Here is a 16,353-nt window from a genome sequence, read left to right as displayed (position 1 = left end):
TCACCCGTGCCGGTCGTCGCGGCGGCGGAACAGGTCCCCGGGCTCCAGGTCCCCGTCGAGGAAGCGCCCGGCGACGAAACCGATGGCGCCGAGGGCCGCCACCAGCAGGAAGGCTCCGAAACCGCCGAAGTATCCGGCGAATCCCAGGGCCATGCCGGCGAACAGGCCGGCGACCGCCATCCTCATTGCGGCTCCTCTCGGCTACTGGAGACGGATCTCCGGCTCCTCGTCGGGCTCGTCGGGCAGCTTGACGTCGCTGACGGCGATGTTGACCTCGACCACCTCCAGTCCGGTCATCCGCTCGACCGCCGAGATCACGTTCTCACGGACCTCCCGGGCCACCTGGCGGATCGCCACGCCGTAGTCGACGACGATCTCCAGGTCGAGGGCGGTCTGGACCTCGCCGACCTCAGCCTTGACCCCCCGGCTGACGGAGGGCTTGCCGCCGCCCGGGACGCGGTCGCGGACCGCGCCGAACGTACGGGACAGGCCGCTGCCGCTGCCCAGGGCGTGCACGCCGACCACCTCTCGGGCGGCCAGCCCGGCGATCTTCTCGACCACCCCGTCGGCGATGGTCGTACGGCCCCGCTCGCCGGGTTCCTTGCCGGAGCTGCCTGATGCGGATTCGGTCATCGCATCTCCTTGGGAATGAGGTGCCTCGAAGGAACGACTCCCGACCACCGTAAGCGCGCGGCCCGAATGGCGCGCCCAGGGCCGCGCACCCGGAGGAACCCGGGGCGGCGTCAGTCCGAGAGGCCCGCCAGGTCGCGCAGGCGGCGGGCCTGGGCGGCGCGCTCGGCGGTGCGCTGGTCGTCGTACGGGCGCGACTGGGCGTCCCGCAGCAGCGCCTTGGTCTCGATGACGGCGTCCCGCGGCGGCGCGAGCAGTGCCGTGGCGAGGTCCTGGACGGCCGCGTCGAGCTCGTCCGCCGGTACCACCAGGTTGGCGAGGCCGACCCGCTCCGCCTCTTCGGCGTGCACGAAGCGGCCCGTGGCGCAGATTTCGAGCGCACGGGCATAGCCGACCAGCGAGGTCAGCGGCTGGGTGCCGGCGAGGTCGGGGACCAGGCCCAGGCTGGTCTCGCGCATGGCGAACTGGACGTCGTCCGCGACCACGCGCAGGTCGCACGCGAGCGCGAGCTGGAAGCCGGCGCCGATCGCGTGCCCCTGCACGGCGGCGACGGAGACGATGTCATTGCGGCGCCACCAGGTGAACGCCTCCTGGTACTCGGCGATGGTGGAGTCGAGCAGCTCGTCCGAACCACGTGCCAGGTCGAGGAAGGACGGCTCGCCCTCGAATCCTTCGGGGGTGAACGCCTGACGGTCGAGTCCCGCGGAGAAGGACTTGCCCTCGCCGCGCAGCACGACGACCCGGACAGTGCCCGGCAACAACCGTCCGGCCTCCGCCAAAGCCCGCCAGAGCGCGGGGGATTGGGCATTTCGCTTGGCCGGATTGGTCAGTGTCACCGTGGCGAGCGTGTCGTCGACGGTGAGTCGTACGCCGTCCTTGTCGAGCAGAGCCATCCGAATGCCTCCGATGTGCGGTCGGCCGCGTTCTCGGCCTAAGTGACTGCACAGTAACCACCCAGTCGGTCAAAGGGCCGACCGGGGGTCACCGAAGGTACATCCGGACCGTTGGAACCATTGGAACTGCGGAACTGTTCGAACCGATGGGACCGGGGTCAGGTCAGGCCGTAGCCGCCTTCTTACCGCGCGTCGCGCCACCGCGGCCGCGCAGCGATACCCCGGACTCGCTGAGCATCCGGTGGACGAATCCGTAGGACCGGCCGGTCTCTTCGGCCAGCGCCCGGATACTCGCACCGGAGTCGTACTTCTTCTTCAGGTCTGCCGCGAGCTTGTCGCGCGCGGCGCCGGTCACCCGGCTGCCCTTCTTCAGAGTCTCGGCCACCCGTGCCTCCTCGTGGGAAGTGCGCTCTGGACTTCTCATGATCACCCCTCCCCGGCTTCCTGGCCACCCATTCCGCAAGGTCGGTACGGCGGCATTTCCCGAGGGGTGGACACCCGAGCAGAACGGAATCTCCTCTTCCGCCGCATGACTTCCGTCACACTTCTTCGCCCCCGCCGGGAATCTCCAGGTCAGGGGCGCGGCACCGGAAAACCGACGGCCCCGGTCACGCACCTGTTCGGGCGCGACCGGGGCCGTCTTACGTCGTAGAGCGGTACCAGACCGTCTCACTCAGATGATGGATCACCCCTGAGCCGAATGATCCATAAGGAACTGGATCAGACCGCGTGGACGGGGCGGAGGGGCCGGACGGGGCTCAGGCGAGGGCCACCAGGTCCCGGTAGTCCGGGCCCCACAGGTCCTCGACGCCGTCCGGGAGCAGGATGATCCGCTCCGGCTCCAGCGCCTCGACCGCGCCCTCGTCGTGCGTGACGAGGATGACCGCACCCTTGTACGTGCGCAGCGCGCCCAGGATCTCCTCGCGGCTGGCCGGGTCGAGGTTGTTGGTGGGCTCGTCGAGCAGCAGCACGTTCGCCGAGGAGACGACCAGCGTGGCCAGGGCCAGACGGGTCTTCTCGCCGCCGGAGAGCACGCCCGCCGGCTTGTCCACGTCGTCGCCGGAGAACAGGAAGGAGCCCAGCGTCTTGCGGACGTCGACCAGGTCCAGGTCGGGCGCGGCGGAACGCATGTTCTCCAGGACCGTGCGCTCGGGGTCGAGCGTCTCGTGCTCCTGGGCGTAGTAGCCGAGCTTGAGGCCGTGGCCCGGGGTGACCTCGCCGGTGTCGGGCTTCTCCGCGCCCGCGAGCAGCCGCAGCAGCGTGGTCTTGCCGGCGCCGTTGAGGCCGAGGATGACGACGCGGGAGCCCTTGTCGATGGCCAGGTCGACGTCGGTGAAGATCTCCAGGGAGCCGTACGACTTCGAAAGGCCCTCTGCCGTCAGCGGGGTCTTGCCGCAGGGCGCCGGCTCCGGGAAGCGCAGCTTGGCGACCTTGTCGGAGACGCGCACGGCTTCCAGGCCGGACAGCAGCCGCTCGGCGCGCTTGGCCATGTTCTGCGCGGCGACGGTCTTGGTCGCCTTGGCGCGCATCTTGTCGGCCTGCGAGTTCAGGGCCGCGGCCTTCTTCTCGGCGTTCTGGCGCTCGCGCTTGCGGCGCTTCTCGTCGGCCTCGCGCTGCTGCTGGTAGAGCTTCCAGCCCATGTTGTAGATGTCGATGACCGAGCGGTTGGCGTCGAGGTAGAAGACCTTGTTGACGACGGTCTCGACCAGGTCGACGTCGTGGGAGATCACGACGAAGCCACCGCGGTAGTTCTTGAGGTAGTCGCGCAGCCAGACGATGGAGTCGGCGTCGAGGTGGTTCGTGGGCTCGTCGAGGAGCAGGGTGTCGGCGTCCGAGAAGAGGATCCGGGCGAGCTCGACGCGGCGGCGCTGACCTCCGGAGAGGGTGTGCAGCGGCTGGCCGAGGACCCGGTCCGGCAGGCTGAGGGCGGCCGAGATGGTCGCGGCCTCGGACTCGGCGGCGTAACCGCCCTTGGTGAGGAACTCGGTCTCCTGGCGCTCGTACTGCTTGAGCGCCTTCTCGCGGGTGGCGCCGGAGCCGGTGGCGATGCGCTCCTCGTTCATGCGCATCTTCTTGATCAGTACGTCGAGACCGCGCGCGGACAGGATCCGGTCGCGGGCCAGGACGTCGAGGTCACCGGTGCGGGGGTCCTGCGGGAGGTAGCCGACCTCACCCGAGCGGGTGATGGAGCCGCCCGTGGGCTGCCCTTCGCCCGCGAGGCACTTGGTGAGGGTGGTCTTGCCCGCTCCGTTGCGGCCGACCAGGCCGATGCGGTCGCCCTTGGCGATGCGGAAGGAAGCGGACTCGATGAGGACGCGGGCGCCGGCGCGCAGCTCGATGCCGGTGGCGGTGATCACGGAAATACTCCAGGGCGGGTCGGGACGGCGGAAGGGGGGCAGGACGCGAAGCTTCGACGCCGCTAATCCGCGAGGAGATTTGCCATGGGATTCATTCTACCGGGGGTGCGCAACTACTTTCCGGGCCGTGGGCCCGGACGTCCCGTCCCCCGTTCGGCCCAGCGATCGCACCGGTGGGCCGGGGCACGTACGAGGATGAACGGGTTGGTACTCGCCACAGGGCGGCACGTGGATCGCGAGGGCGGTGCGGGATGCAGTTCGACGACAACGCCAATCTGGACACCTCCGAGGTCAAGGATGTGCGCGGCAGCCGCATCCCGGGCGGGCGGGCCACGGTCGGCGGCGGCATCGTCGGCTTGATCGCGCTGGTCCTGGGGCTGCTCTTCGGGGTGGGCCCGGACCAGCTGGGCCTGTCGTCCGGGGACGAGGAGCCGGCGCCGGCCTCCTCGTCCGTCGGCCAGGTGCAGCAGGCCTGCCGGACGGGGCAGGACGCGAACACGCGCGAGGACTGCCGGCTCGTCGCGGTGGTCAACAGCACCCAGGACTTCTGGAGGCAGGAGTTCACCAGGCGCGGCGGCCGGTACGCCCCGGCGTCGACGGTCTTCTTCACGGGCCGGGTGAACACCGCCTGCGGGGCGGCCACCTCCGCGGTCGGCCCCTTCTACTGCCCCGCCGACCGCCAGGTCTATCTGGACCTGGGCTTCTTCAACGAGCTGCGGACGAAGTTCGGCGCGAGCGGCGGCCCGTTCGCCCAGGCCTACGTCGTGGCCCACGAGTACGGGCACCACATCCAGAACCTGATGGGGACGCTCCAGCGGGCGCAGGACGGGCAGCAGGGCGCGAACAGCAACGCGGTCAAGGTGGAGCTCCAGGCCGACTGCTACGCCGGGGTGTGGGCGCACAACGCGACGAAGACCCCGGACGAGTCCACCGGGCGGCCGCTGATCACCAGCGTGACCGACCAGGACATCAGGGACGGGCTGGACGCGGCGGCGGCGGTCGGCGACGACCGGATCCAGGAGAAGTTCCAGGGCCGGGTGACCCCGGAATCCTGGACGCACGGCTCGGCCGAGCAGCGCCGGCAGTGGTTCTACCAGGGCTACCGCACCGGTGACATGGCCCAGTGCAACACCTTCCGCTGACTGTCGGCCCCTCCTGCCATGCTGGTGTGACGCGCGTCACCGGCACGAGAGGGAGTGATCGTCATGGCAGGCGTTCCGTCCATCTGTCCCACGCTGCTCTACCGCGACGCCAAGGCGGCCATCAAGCTGCTGACCGAGGCCTTCGGGTTCAGTCAGGTCGCGGTGTACGAGGGTGAGGACGGATCCGTGACGCACGCGGAGCTGGCGTACGGCAACGGCGTCGTGATGCTGGGCAGCAAGGGCAGGGGCGGGGCGTTCGACAAGGCCATGGAGGGCGCCGGCCCCACGGGGATCTACGTCCTGGTCGACGACGTGGACGGCCACCACCGGCGGGCGGCCGAGCACGGGGTGGAGATCCTGATGGAGCCCACCGACCAGGACTACGGCTCCCGCGACTACATGGCCGCGGACGCCGAGGGCAACATCTGGAGCTTCGGGACGTACGCGCCGCAGGTCTGAGCCGGCTGCGCGTCGGGGCGCCCCCGCGCCCCCGAAACCGTCCCGCCGGGGTGTCCCCGCGGCCCCGTACCCCCGCACCGGCGGGATCGGCTGCGCGGCGGGGCGCCCCCGCAGGGCGCGGTGCGTCGGCGCCACCGGGCTGCCCCGCACCGTCCACGCTCCCGCGCCGGCGGGGCCGGGCGTGCGGCGGGGCGCCCCCGCAGGGCGTCGAACACAACCACGCCGTACATGTCCGCTGCCTCGTCACGTTCGACGCCCGAGGAGGTGCCCCGCCGCGCGCCCGGCCACGACGGCCCGTAGGCGCGGCCCCGGGGTGGGTGCCGCTGCGCGGAGCCGTCCCCTACCCGCCCTTCCACCGTTCCCCGGGCTCCGCCCGGACCCTCCCCCAGCTACCGCTGGGAGGTACCCCCGCCCTCAAACGCCGGCGAGGCTGGAGGTGGACCCGGTCCTCAAACGCCGGCGAGGCTGGAGGTGGACCCGGTCCTCAGCGGTGCGGCTGGAGGGACGCCGGGCGGGGTGGATGGTGTGGCCGGGCCGGAGGCCGTCACGCGCCGCCCGTGTGGACCTGGAAGGCGGCTCGGCGCACCGCCTTGGCGAGGGACGGGTCGGGGTGGGCCGCGGCCAGCGCGACCAGGACCTGCACGGTGCGCGGGTGGCCGACCGCGCGGACCTCGTCCAGCAGCCGGGGCACGGTGGTGCGCACGGCCGAGTCCAGGTGGCGGGCCAGCAGCTCGGCTTCGCCGTGGTCGGCGATGGCGGCGGCGGTGTCCACCCAGAGCCAGGTCGACTCCTCGGCGGTGAGGACGTCCTGCGCCTCGTCGGGGTCGACCCCGTCGTGCTCGGCGAGCCAGAGCAAGGCGTAGGGGCGCAGGGCCGGTTCGCGTACGGCCGCGCGGACCTCGGGCTCGGCGGGAGCGCCGACGACGCGCAGCGCCTCGAAGGCGAGCCCGCGCAGCAGGGCGTCCTCGCCGCGGGCGGCGTGCAGCAGCTCGCTCACGGCGTGGCCGACGGGCCGGGCGGCGAGCCAGGCCTGGTACTCGGCGCGGGCGGGTCCGGGGGTGAGCCGGGCGCAGCCGTGCAGCATGGCGGCGGCGGACTGCTCGATGTTGCCGGCCGGGCTCTGCGCGGCGACGCAGATCTGCTCCAGCTTGACCCAGACCGCCCAGCTGCCGAGGGGGGTGAGCGCGGCCCGCGCGGGGCCCAGGGTGACGGCGTCCACGGCGGCGAGCCCCCCGAGCGCCCAGCGCAGCAGCCGGGCGAGCGGGACGGCGGCGCCGGTACGGGCGGCCTCGGACGGGTCCTCGTACGGGACTTCGCAGCGCTCGCCCTGCAGTTCGGCGACGCGCTGCCCGAGCAGGTCGAGCAGGTCGGGGACGGTCACGGGGCCGTCCGACAGCTGGAGCAGGGAGAGGAGTTGGGGCATGGCCTCGACGACCTCGGCGACGGCCTCGGGGGCGATGTCGGCGGGGGCGGGGTGGACCAGTGACCAGGCGTCGAAGAGGGCGACCCAGCCGCGCAGGACGGCGGAGTCGTCGCGGTCCCAGGCGCGCAGCCGCCAGCCGGGCCGGGCGTGGCCACCGTGCACCTCGACGAGGCCGGCGAGCCGGGCGCGGTCCCAGCCGACACGGATCTGGCCGTGCGTCAGGTTCAGTTCCCCGGCGGCGCGTTCGACGTCGACGGCGGGCAGGGCGCCCGTGGGCGCGGGCCTGCCGCCATCGCCCGCACCGAGGTTGAGTTCCGCCCAGCGGGTCAGGCGCACGGCGTCGGCGAGCGAGGCGCGGGCCCGGTTCGCGAGGTCGGCCGTGGCGGGCGTGCCGGCCGGGGGCCGCTGGGCGGGCCGGGTGCGTCGGTCGGTCACCGCCTTGCGGGCCGCGGCGACCGAGCGCGGGGAGACGAGTCGGAGTCTGGAGTCGCGAGCCAACTGCTCATCAGGCTTTCGGGACGTCACGGAAGCAGTCTCGCCCGTCACCGGCCGAAAGCCCAAACGGAATCGGCCGTTGTCACTGCTCGCGGGGGTGACAGACCCGGACAACATCCCCTCGGGAGCTCCTGCGCCTCACGGTCTTCACATCAAAGGGGTGAGGAAGCGGCGCAGGGCTTCCTCGTAACCCGCCGGGTCCGCGTTCCACATCGCGCCGTGCTCGGCCCCGCCGACGGTGCGCAGCTGGACGAGATCGGGGCGCGCCGCGGCGAGCCGGCGGGAGGGCTCCCAGGGGGCGAGCGTGTCGTCGGGTCCGTGGAAGATCAGGACGGGGACGCGCAGCGCGCCCGGGTCGCCGCCGGGCGGGCGGCGGTCGGCGCGCAGCCCCGCGCGGCCCTCGGCGGCCCAGACGGCGAGCGGCACCACCGGGGCCGGGGTGTGGCGGGCCACGGCGAGCCTGCGCAGGGTGGCGTGCCAGTCGAGTACGGGCGAGTCGAGGACCAGCCCGGAGATCCGGTCGGCCAGCGCGGAGCGCTCGGCGGCGTACAGGGCCATGGTGGCGCCGGTGGACCAGCCGTGCAGGATCACCCGCCGGGCTCCGTAGCGCAGGGCGTAGCGGATGGCGGCGTCCACGTCGCGCCACTCCGATTCACCGAGGTGGCCGAGGCCGTCCGGGGAGGCGGGGGCGCCGAGGTCGCCGCGGTAGGCGAGGTCGAGGACGGGGAAGCGGCTGCGGTGCAGGAACGGCATGACCACCATCGGGTGCTCCCGGCTGCCGCCGAGGCCGTGCACGGTGATCACCCAGGTGTCGCGGTCCTCCGGCAGGAACCAGGCGGGCAGCGCGCCGAGCTCCCCGGGGACGTCGACGTCGGCGTGGTCGAGCCCGAGGGCGGTGCGCGGGTTGCCTATGTGGACCTGGGGGGTGAGCTGGACCCGGGTGCCGGGGTCGAGGGTGCCGTGGGTGACGGCGACGAGCCGTCGCACGACGGCGTCGGGGTCGTGCTCGGCCCCGGTGATCACGGGCCCGACGACGGCGTGCACCCCGGGCGCGGTCAGGCCGTAGGTGCCGGGGCGCAGGGAGGCGAGGGTGCGGGTCAGCGTGATCCGGCCGGCGGCGGTGGAGTGGACGCTGAGCCGGGCGCCGCCGGGCAGCGGGCGGCCGGGCTCGGGCCGCAGGGCCGCGTCGGCGGCGTACCGGCCGGCCGCGACGGCGGCCGCGCCGGCTCCCAGGAGGGTCGTGGTGACGGCCGCTGCCGTCGCTGTGGCGGTACGCACCGCTCCAGTGTCGGTGCGTGAGCTCCGGCGGGCCACCGGAGGAGATCGTTCCGAGGACCGCGTCGGGCCGTGCGCGGGGCGGCGTGATCTAGGTCTCTTTCGACGCCGGGACGGGCGCTCGTATACGCCACGGAGCCGGTGCGGAGGGGTTCGTTCACCCCGCTTTGACGTGCATTTATCGAGTTATCTACGGGAGAATCAGGACGAATGGTCCGATCGAGCCACTGGCCGGTACACCGCTCCGCCCATGTCAGTTCATCTTCCGTTCACCCAGGTTGCCTACGGTCGGCGAGCCACTGACGTCAAACAGAAGCCTGGGTAAATGGAGCACATAACGCTTCTCCTCGGGATCGTGATCATCACCGCTCTCGTGTTCGACTTCACGAACGGTTTCCACGACACAGCCAACGCGATGGCGACCACCATCTCGACCGGCGCCCTCAAGCCCAAGACGGCGGTGGCAATGTCCGCCGTGCTCAACCTGGTCGGCGCGTTCATGTCCGTCGAGGTCGCCAAGACGATCTCCAAGGGCCTCGTCAACGAAGAGGGCATCCAGCCAGAGGTGATCTTCGCCGCGCTGGTCGGAGCGATCCTCTGGAACCTCGTCACCTGGCTGATCGGCCTGCCGTCCAGCTCCTCCCACGCCCTCATGGGCGGCCTGATCGGCGCCGCGGTCGCGTCCGCCGGTCTGGGAGCGGTCAACGGCGACGTCGTCGTCACCAAGGTGCTGATCCCCGCCGTCGCGGCGCCGATCGTGGCCGGTGTGGCCTCGATGCTGGCCGCCCGGGTCACCTACAAGATCGGCGGCCAGGTCGGCGAGAAGACCTCCGCCAAGGGTTACCGCGCCGGTCAGATCGCCTCGGCCGGTCTGGTCTCCCTCGCGCACGGCACCAACGACGCGCAGAAGACGATGGGCATCATCACGCTGGCGCTCGTCGCCGGCGGCGCCATCGCCCCCGGCTCCAACCCGCCGGTCTGGGTCATCGTCTCCGCCGGTCTGGCCATCGCGATGGGCACCTACCTCGGCGGCTGGCGCATCATCCGCACCATGGGCTCCGGCCTGACCGACCTGCAGCCGCAGCAGGGCTTCGCCGCCCAGACCTCGGCCGCCAGCGTCATCCTGGCCTCCTCCTCCCTCGGCTTCTCCCTCTCCACCACCCACGCGTGCTCCGGCGCCGTCATGGGTGCGGGCCTGGGACGCAAGGGCGGCGTGGTCCGCTGGTCCACCGCGACCCGCATGTTCATCGCCTGGGGCCTGACCCTGCCGGCCGCCGCCGTGGTCTCCGCCGGCGCCGAGCTGATCATGCGTACCGGTGACGTGGGCGTCGCCGCCGTGGCGGTCTTCCTGGTCGCCTCCTGCGCCGCCATCTGGTTCATCTCGCGCCGCCAGGTCGTCGACCACAACAACGTCAACGAGGTGGCTCCGGCCGCCGCCGAGGCGCCGGGCGTGGTCACCACGGCCATGGCCGCCGTCACCGTCCCGCCGACCGTCGCAGCCGCCGGTACCGGCGCCGCGGCGACGACCTCCGAGGTCACGGACGAGGACCTCAAGGCCACCATCCCGGCCGCGACGACGACCCCCGCGGCCCCGGCCGCAGCGGTCTGACCCCGAGAACGACAGAGGAATCAGCGGTATGAAGATCGACTGGGCAGCCCTCGGCTCCGTCTTCGGAGTCAGCCTCTCCGCCACCGTCGCCCTCGTGGCCCTGTTCACCCTGGGCCTGGTCGGCCTGTCCAAGCACGAGGCCGCCACCGAGCAGGGCGGCAGCGCCACCCTCGCCCGCAGCGGCGCGTACGCCTGCTTCGCGCTCGTCGCGGTGGCCGTGGGCTACGGGATCTACCTGATCGTCTCGTAGGACACGGGGCACCTCGGACACGAGGCACCACATGTGAACGCTCCCTCCGGGCTCTCCCGGGGGGAGTTTTCGCGTACCCCGCCGCAGGTCAACGGCGAGTTGACGGGCGTTCTCGGTGCGTGGTGGACTGCCCGAGCCAATACGGCGGCATGGAGAGGAAGTCCGGTGCGAATCCGGCGCGGTCCCGCCACTGTCACCGGGGCACTCCGCCGAGTGCGCCCCGGGAGCCAGGAACTCTCGCCGCCGGACACGTCGAACCAGGGCGCGGACCCTGAGTGAGGACATACCTGCCACCATGCGTGCCGATCGCGTCTTCGCGTACGGCGCCGCGGCGGGCCTGATCGGCGACCGGATCCTCGGTGATCCGCGCCGCGGGCACCCCGTGGCCGCCTTCGGACGAACCGCCGCCGCCGTCGAGCGCGCCCTGTGGCGCGACGACCGCGCCCGGGGCCTCCTGCACACCCTGGTGTGCGCCGGGGGCGCTGCCGCCGTCGGCGCGCTCGGAGCCCGCGCCGTGCGCTCCCGGCCCGCGGCCGCCCGTATCGCCCTGACCGCCGCCGCCACCTGGGCCGTCGTCGGCGGCACCTCGCTGGGCCGGGAGGCCCGCGCCATCGGCGGCGCGCTCGCCGCAGGGGACGCCGAGGTGGCACGGGAACGACTGCCGCACCTGTGCGGGCGCGACCCGCAGGCCCTGGACGAACAGCAGATGGCCCGCGCCGTGGTGGAGTCGGTCGCGGAGAACACCTCCGACGCGGTGGTCGGCGCCCTGGTGTGGGGAGCCGTGGCCGGGGTTCCCGGGCTGCTGTTCTTCCGCGCCGTGAACACCCTGGACGCGATGGTCGGCCACAAGTCCCCCCGCTACCTGCGCTACGGCTGGGCCTCCGCCCGCCTCGACGACCTGGCGGGCTGGCCGGGAGCCCGGCTCACGGCCCTCGCCGCGGTGGCGGCCGGCCCGGACCGTCGGGGGGCGGTCCGGGCCTGGCGCGCGGACGCGGCCGCGCACCCGAGCCCGAACGCCGGACCGGTGGAGGCCTCCTTCGCGGGGGCGCTCGGCGTACGGCTCGGCGGGACCCTGGCCTACGGCGGGCGGGTCGAGCACCGGGCCGTGCTCAACGGCGGGACGGGGCGGCCCGTCGAGGTCGCCGACATCGAACGGGCGGTACGGCTGTCACGGCGGGTGACCTGGTTGGCGCTGGGCGCCTGTGTCGCGGCACGGACGTTGGTGGCACGTACATCACGAGCACGGAGGGGACGCGCATGAGCGGCGCGAAGCGCGGCGGCGGACTGCTGGTCGCGGGCACCACGTCCGACGCGGGCAAGAGCGTGGTCACGGCGGGCATCTGCCGCTGGCTGGTCCGCCAGGGCGTGAAGGTGGCGCCCTTCAAGGCGCAGAACATGTCGCTGAACTCCTTCGTGACCCTGGAGGGTGCCGAGATCGGGCGCGCCCAGGCCATGCAGGCCCAGGCGGCCCGCGTGGAGCCGACCGCGCTGATGAACCCGGTCCTGCTCAAGCCCGGCAGCGACCGCAGCAGCCAGGTGGTGCTGCTGGGCAAGCCGGTCGGCGAGATGAGCGCCCGCGGCTACCACGGCGGCCGGCAGGAACAGCTCCTCGGCATCGTCACGGACTGCCTGGAGCAGCTGCGGGGCACGTATGACGCCGTGATCTGCGAGGGGGCGGGGAGTCCGGCCGAGATCAACCTGCGCCGGACCGACATCGTGAACATGGGGATCGCGCGGGCCGCGCGGTTCCCGGTGGTCGTGGTCGGGGACATCGACCGGGGCGGGGTCTTCGCGTCCTTCTTCGGTACGACGGCGCTGCTGTCGCCCGAGGACCAGCCGCTGATCGCCGGCTACATGGTGAACAAGTTCCGGGGCGACGTCTCGCTGCTGGAGCCGGGCATGGAGATGCTGCGCGGGCTGACGGGCCGGTCGACGTACGGGGTGCTCCCCTTCAAGCACGGGCTCGGCATCGACGAGGAGGACGGCCTGCGGGTCTCCCTGCGGGGTGCCGTGCGCGAGTCCGTGGTCGCCCCGCCGGTCGGCGAGGACGTGCTGCGGGTCGCGGTGTGCGCGGTGCCGTTGATGTCGAACTTCACGGACGTCGACGCGCTCGCGGCGGAGCCGGGGGTCGTGGTCCGGTTCGTGGACCGGGCCGAGGAGCTGGCGGACGCGGACCTGGTCGTCGTACCGGGTACCCGCGGCACGGTGAAGGCCCTGGAGTGGCTGCGCGAACGCGGACTCGCGGACGCGCTCGCGAGGCGGGCCGCCGAGGGGCGGCCGGTGCTGGGCATCTGCGGCGGGTTCCAGGTGCTGGGCGAGCGGATCTCGGACGAGGTCGAGTCGAAGGCCGGTGAGGTGGAAGGCCTCGGGCTGCTGCCGGTCCGCGTGCGCTTCGCCGTGGAGAAGACCCTGGCCCGGCCCTCGGGTTCCGCGCTGGGCGAGCCTGTGGACGGGTACGAGATCCACCACGGCGTGGCCGAAGTCCTGGGCGGGGAGCCGTTCCTGGACGGGTGCCGGGTCGGATCGGTGTGGGGTACCCACTGGCACGGCTCGCTGGAGTCGGACGGCTTCCGCCGGGCGTTCCTCCGGGAGGTGGCCTCGGCTGCGGGGCGCCGCTTCGTGCCGGCGCCGGACACGTCATTCTCCGCGCTGCGGGAGGAACAGCTGGACCTGCTGGGCGATCTGATCGAGGAGCACGCCGATACGCATGCGCTGCTTCGGCTGATCGAGAGCGGCGCCCCGGCGGGCCTGCCGTTCCTCCCGCCGGGCGCGCCGTGACGGGCGGGACCCTGCGGGGCAGTTCCCCTACCCGCCCTTCGCCCTTTCCCAGGGGCTCCGCCCCTGACCCCGCGCCTCAATCGCCGGCGCGGCTGAAAGACCCGGGCGCTCCGCGCCCGGTGCGCTCAAACGCCGCGCGGGCTGGATTGCCCGCAGGGCAATTCCAGCCTCGCCGGCGTTTGAGGCGCGGGGTCCGGGGCGGAGCCCCGGGAAACGGTGAAAGGGCGGGGCGGGGAGCAGCTCCGCGCAGCGGCACCCGCGCCCCCGGCCACCCCGCACCGACCGGAAGTACCCGCACCCGCACTCGTACAGAAGGAGTGAGCAACGCATGAGCACGCCCTACCCGTTCACCGCAGTGGTCGGCCAGACCGACCTGCGGCTGGCGCTCCTGCTCAACGCCGTGAGCCCGGCCGTCGGTGGGGTGCTCGTGCGCGGTGAGAAGGGGACCGCCAAGTCCACCGCCGTGCGCGCCCTGTCGGCCCTGCTGCCGCAGGTGGACGTCGTCCCCGGGTGCCGGTTCAGCTGCGCTCCGGCGGCGCCGGATCCCGCGTGCCCCGACGGCCCGCACGAGCCCGGGGCCGGCGACGCCCGCCCCGCCCGGATGGTGGAGCTGCCCGTCGGCGCCTCCGAGGACCGCCTCGTCGGCGCCCTCGACATCGAGCGGGCCCTCTCCGAAGGTGTGAAGGCCTTCGAGCCCGGGCTGCTCGCCGACGCCCACCGCGGCATCCTCTACGTGGACGAGGTGAACCTCCTCCACGACCACCTGATCGACCTCCTCCTCGACGCCGCCGCGATGGGCGCCTCGTACGTGGAGCGCGAGGGCGTCTCGGTCCGCCACGCCGCCCGTTTCCTCCTCGTCGGCACGATGAACCCCGAGGAGGGCGAGCTGCGCCCGCAGCTCCTCGACCGGTTCGGGCTGACCGTCGAGGTCGCGGCCTCCCGCGAGCCCGCCCAGCGGGTGGAGGTGGTGCGCCGCCGGCTCGCGTACGAGGACGATCCGGCGGGCTTCGCGACCCGCTGGGCGGGCGACGAACACGAGGTCCGCGCCCGGGTGGTGGCCGCTCGGGCGTTGCTCCCGAAGGTGGCGCTCGGCGACAACGCGCTGCTCCAGATCGCCGCGACCTGCGCCGGCTTCGAGGTCGACGGCATGCGGGCCGACATCGTGATGGCCCGGACCGCGACGGCGCTGGCGGCCTGGGCCGGGCGGACCGAGGTGCGCAAGGAGGACGTGCGGCAGGCGGCCCTGCTGGCGCTCCCCCACCGGCGGCGCCGCAACCCCTTCGACGCGCCGGGCCTGGACGAGGACAAGCTGGACGAGATCCTCGACCGGTTCCCCGACGAGGAGCCGGAGCCGGAGCCCGATCCGGAGCCGGAGGGGCCGGACGACAACGGCGGCGGCCCCGAAGGAGGCGGTGGCGTACCCCCGCAGGGCGGCGGCCCCGAGGGCGGCGGCCCGGCGGAGGCCCCCGAGGCGCCCGCCGAGGCCCCTTCCGAGACCCCCGAGCAGCGGCCCGACACCCCGCAGCCCTCCGCCCAAGGAGGCGGCGGCGCGGCTGCTCCCGAGCAGGCCGCCGTACGGGCTTCCGACCCGTTCCGCGCCAAGGTGCTGAGCGTGCCGGGGCTCGGCGAGGGCGCGGCGGGGCGGCGTTCGCGGGCCCGTACCGCCCACGGCCGGACCACCGGCTCGCAGCGGCCCCGGGGCCAGCTGACGAAGCTGCACCTGGCGGCCACCGTGCACGCGGCCGCCCCGCACCAGAAGGCGCGCGGCCGGGCCGGGCGCGGCCTGGTCATCCGCAAGGACGACCTGCGGCAGGCGACGCGGGAGGGCCGCGAGGGCAACCTCGTGCTGTTCTGCGTCGACGCCTCGGGCTCGATGGCGGCCCGGCAGCGCATGAGCGCCGTCAAGGGGGCCGTGCTCTCGCTGCTGCTGGACGCCTACCAGCGCCGGGACAAGGTCGGCCTGATCACGTTCCGCGGCTCCGGCGCCGAGCTGGCGCTGCCGCCCACCTCCTCGGTGGACGCGGCCGCGGTCCGGCTGGAGCAGCTGCCGACCGGCGGCCGCACCCCGCTCGCCGCGGGGCTGCTGAAGGCGCACGAGGTGCTGCGGATCGAGCGGCTGCGCGATCCGAGCCGCCGCCCGCTGCTCGTGGTCGTCACCGACGGCCGGGCCACGTCGGCCGGGGCCGTCGGCGGGGACCCGCGCGAGCTGTCGGGGCGCAGTGCCCGGCTGCTGGCCGCGGAGGGCGTCGCGTCGGTGGTCGTGGACTGCGAGTCCGGGCCGGTCCGGCTGGGGCTGGCCGGGGTGCTGGCCGCCGACCTCGGGGCGCCCGCCGTCACGCTCGACGGGCTGCGGGCCGACTCGCTCGCCGGGCTCGTGAAGAACGTACGTACCGCAGTGACCCACACTGCGTCACCCAACAGCGTCTCCAGGAGGGCCGCGTAATGCCGCAGGGACAGCCGACCGTCGTTCCGGACGACGGACTCACGACGCGCCAGCGCCGCAACCGTCCGCTCGTCTTCGTCCACACCGGCCCCGGCAAGGGCAAGTCCACGGCGGCCTTCGGGCTGGCGCTGCGCGCGTGGAACCAGGGCTGGCCGATCGGGGTGTTCCAGTTCGTCAAGTCGGCGAAGTGGAAGGTCGGCGAGGAGAACGCGCTGAAGGTGCTCGGCGCCTCCGGCGAGGGCGGCTCGGTCGTCTGGCACAAGATGGGCGAGGGCTGGTCCTGGGTCCAGCGGGACGCGCAGCTCGACAACGAGCAGGCCGCCAAGGAGGGCTGGGAGCAGGTCAAGCGCGATCTGGCCGCCGAGACGCACAGGCTGTACGTGCTCGACGAGTTCGCGTACCCGATGCACTGGGGCTGGATCGACGTCGACGAGGTCATCGAGGTGCTGCGGAATCGTCCCGGCACCCAGCACGTGGTGATCACCGGCCGCAACGCGCCGGAGAAGCTGGTGGAGTTCGCGGATCTCGTCACCGAGATGACCAAGGTGAAGCACCCGATGGACGCCGGTCAGAAGGGCCAGAAGGGCATCGAGTGGTGA

The 16,353-nt window shown here is 73.2% G+C and carries 14 protein-coding genes, 1 pseudogene and 1 riboswitch; of the genes and pseudogenes, 8 read left to right on the top strand and 7 right to left on the bottom strand.

The window, feature by feature from the left end; genetic code table 11:
- From ACIQ5Y_RS25955 to ACIQ5Y_RS25935, 5 genes are all read right to left on the bottom strand, one after another.
- The gene (locus tag ACIQ5Y_RS25955; RefSeq protein ID WP_403885021.1) at positions 1-186 is read right to left on the bottom strand and encodes a hypothetical protein; all 186 of its coding nucleotides are present in this window, start codon (positions 184-186) and stop codon (positions 1-3) included.
- Positions 187-201: 15 nt separating this feature from the next.
- Entirely contained in the window at positions 202-633 is a 432-nt protein-coding gene (locus tag ACIQ5Y_RS25950) for an Asp23/Gls24 family envelope stress response protein (protein ID WP_384728500.1), read from the bottom strand.
- Between the two features lie 110 nt (positions 634-743).
- Positions 744-1,523 (bottom strand): enoyl-CoA hydratase/isomerase family protein, encoded by a 780-nt coding sequence (locus tag ACIQ5Y_RS25945; protein WP_403885017.1) that lies wholly within the window; start codon positions 1,521-1,523, stop codon positions 744-746.
- Between the two features lie 163 nt (positions 1,524-1,686).
- Entirely contained in the window at positions 1,687-1,908 is a 222-nt protein-coding gene (locus ACIQ5Y_RS25940) for a helix-turn-helix domain-containing protein (RefSeq protein WP_030010789.1), read from the bottom strand.
- Between the two features lie 373 nt (positions 1,909-2,281).
- Positions 2,282-3,880 carry an ABC-F family ATP-binding cassette domain-containing protein gene (locus tag ACIQ5Y_RS25935; RefSeq protein ID WP_403885014.1) on the bottom strand — a complete coding sequence of 533 codons (1,599 nt, stop codon included), beginning with the start codon at positions 3,878-3,880 and terminating at the stop codon, positions 2,282-2,284.
- Positions 3,881-4,131: 251 nt separating this feature from the next.
- Between ACIQ5Y_RS25935 and ACIQ5Y_RS25930 the strand changes: the two genes are divergently transcribed.
- Positions 4,132-5,022 (top strand): neutral zinc metallopeptidase, encoded by an 891-nt coding sequence (locus ACIQ5Y_RS25930; RefSeq protein ID WP_403885011.1) that lies wholly within the window; start codon positions 4,132-4,134, stop codon positions 5,020-5,022.
- Between the two features lie 63 nt (positions 5,023-5,085).
- Positions 5,086-5,481 (top strand): VOC family protein, encoded by a 396-nt coding sequence (locus ACIQ5Y_RS25925; protein ID WP_403885008.1) that lies wholly within the window; start codon positions 5,086-5,088, stop codon positions 5,479-5,481.
- Positions 5,482-6,025: 544 nt separating this feature from the next.
- On the opposite strand, the gene ACIQ5Y_RS25920 is transcribed toward ACIQ5Y_RS25925, so the two are convergent.
- Together ACIQ5Y_RS25920 and ACIQ5Y_RS25915 are read right to left on the bottom strand one after the other, a co-directional pair.
- A complete protein-coding gene (locus ACIQ5Y_RS25920; protein WP_403885006.1) occupies positions 6,026-7,429 on the bottom strand; it encodes a hypothetical protein in 1,404 nt (467 codons plus the stop codon).
- A 117-nt stretch (positions 7,430-7,546) separates the two neighbouring features.
- Positions 7,547-8,677, bottom strand: a complete 1,131-nt coding sequence (locus ACIQ5Y_RS25915; protein ID WP_403885003.1) for an alpha/beta hydrolase family protein — start codon at positions 8,675-8,677, stop codon at positions 7,547-7,549.
- A gap of 322 nt (positions 8,678-8,999) precedes the next feature.
- On the opposite strand from ACIQ5Y_RS25915, the gene ACIQ5Y_RS25910 reads away from it, so the two are divergent.
- The 6 genes and pseudogenes from ACIQ5Y_RS25910 (at position 9,000) to cobO (ending at position 16,353) form a co-directional block, all read left to right on the top strand.
- A complete protein-coding gene (locus tag ACIQ5Y_RS25910; RefSeq protein ID WP_403885000.1) occupies positions 9,000-10,283 on the top strand; it encodes an anion permease in 1,284 nt (427 codons plus the stop codon).
- A gap of 28 nt (positions 10,284-10,311) precedes the next feature.
- Entirely contained in the window at positions 10,312-10,533 is a 222-nt protein-coding gene (locus ACIQ5Y_RS25905; RefSeq protein ID WP_384584431.1) for a hypothetical protein, read from the top strand.
- 153 nt (positions 10,534-10,686) lie between these two features.
- Positions 10,687-10,770: riboswitch (cobalamin riboswitch) on the top strand.
- A gap of 58 nt (positions 10,771-10,828) precedes the next feature.
- A complete protein-coding gene (locus tag ACIQ5Y_RS25900) occupies positions 10,829-11,794 on the top strand; it encodes a cobalamin biosynthesis protein (RefSeq protein WP_403884997.1) in 966 nt (321 codons plus the stop codon).
- A pseudogene (locus tag ACIQ5Y_RS25895) lies at positions 11,791-13,643 on the top strand (cobyric acid synthase). Before ACIQ5Y_RS25900 ends, ACIQ5Y_RS25895 begins: the two are co-directional and overlap by 4 nt.
- A complete protein-coding gene (locus ACIQ5Y_RS25890; protein ID WP_403884994.1) occupies positions 13,640-15,754 on the top strand; it encodes a putative cobaltochelatase in 2,115 nt (704 codons plus the stop codon). The pseudogene ACIQ5Y_RS25895 and the gene ACIQ5Y_RS25890 overlap by 4 nt, the downstream one beginning before the upstream one ends.
- On the top strand, positions 15,754-16,353 hold the full coding sequence (cobO, locus tag ACIQ5Y_RS25885) for a cob(I)yrinic acid a,c-diamide adenosyltransferase (protein WP_352212342.1): 600 nt from the start codon (positions 15,754-15,756) through the stop codon (positions 16,351-16,353). Before ACIQ5Y_RS25890 ends, cobO begins: the two co-directional genes overlap by 1 nt.

The organism is Streptomyces sp. NPDC096339 (assembly GCF_044762985.1).
Lineage (GTDB): Bacteria > Actinomycetota > Actinomycetes > Streptomycetales > Streptomycetaceae > Streptomyces.
Note: the sequence above shows the minus strand (reverse complement) of the source record. Positions and strands in the feature narration are given on the sequence as shown.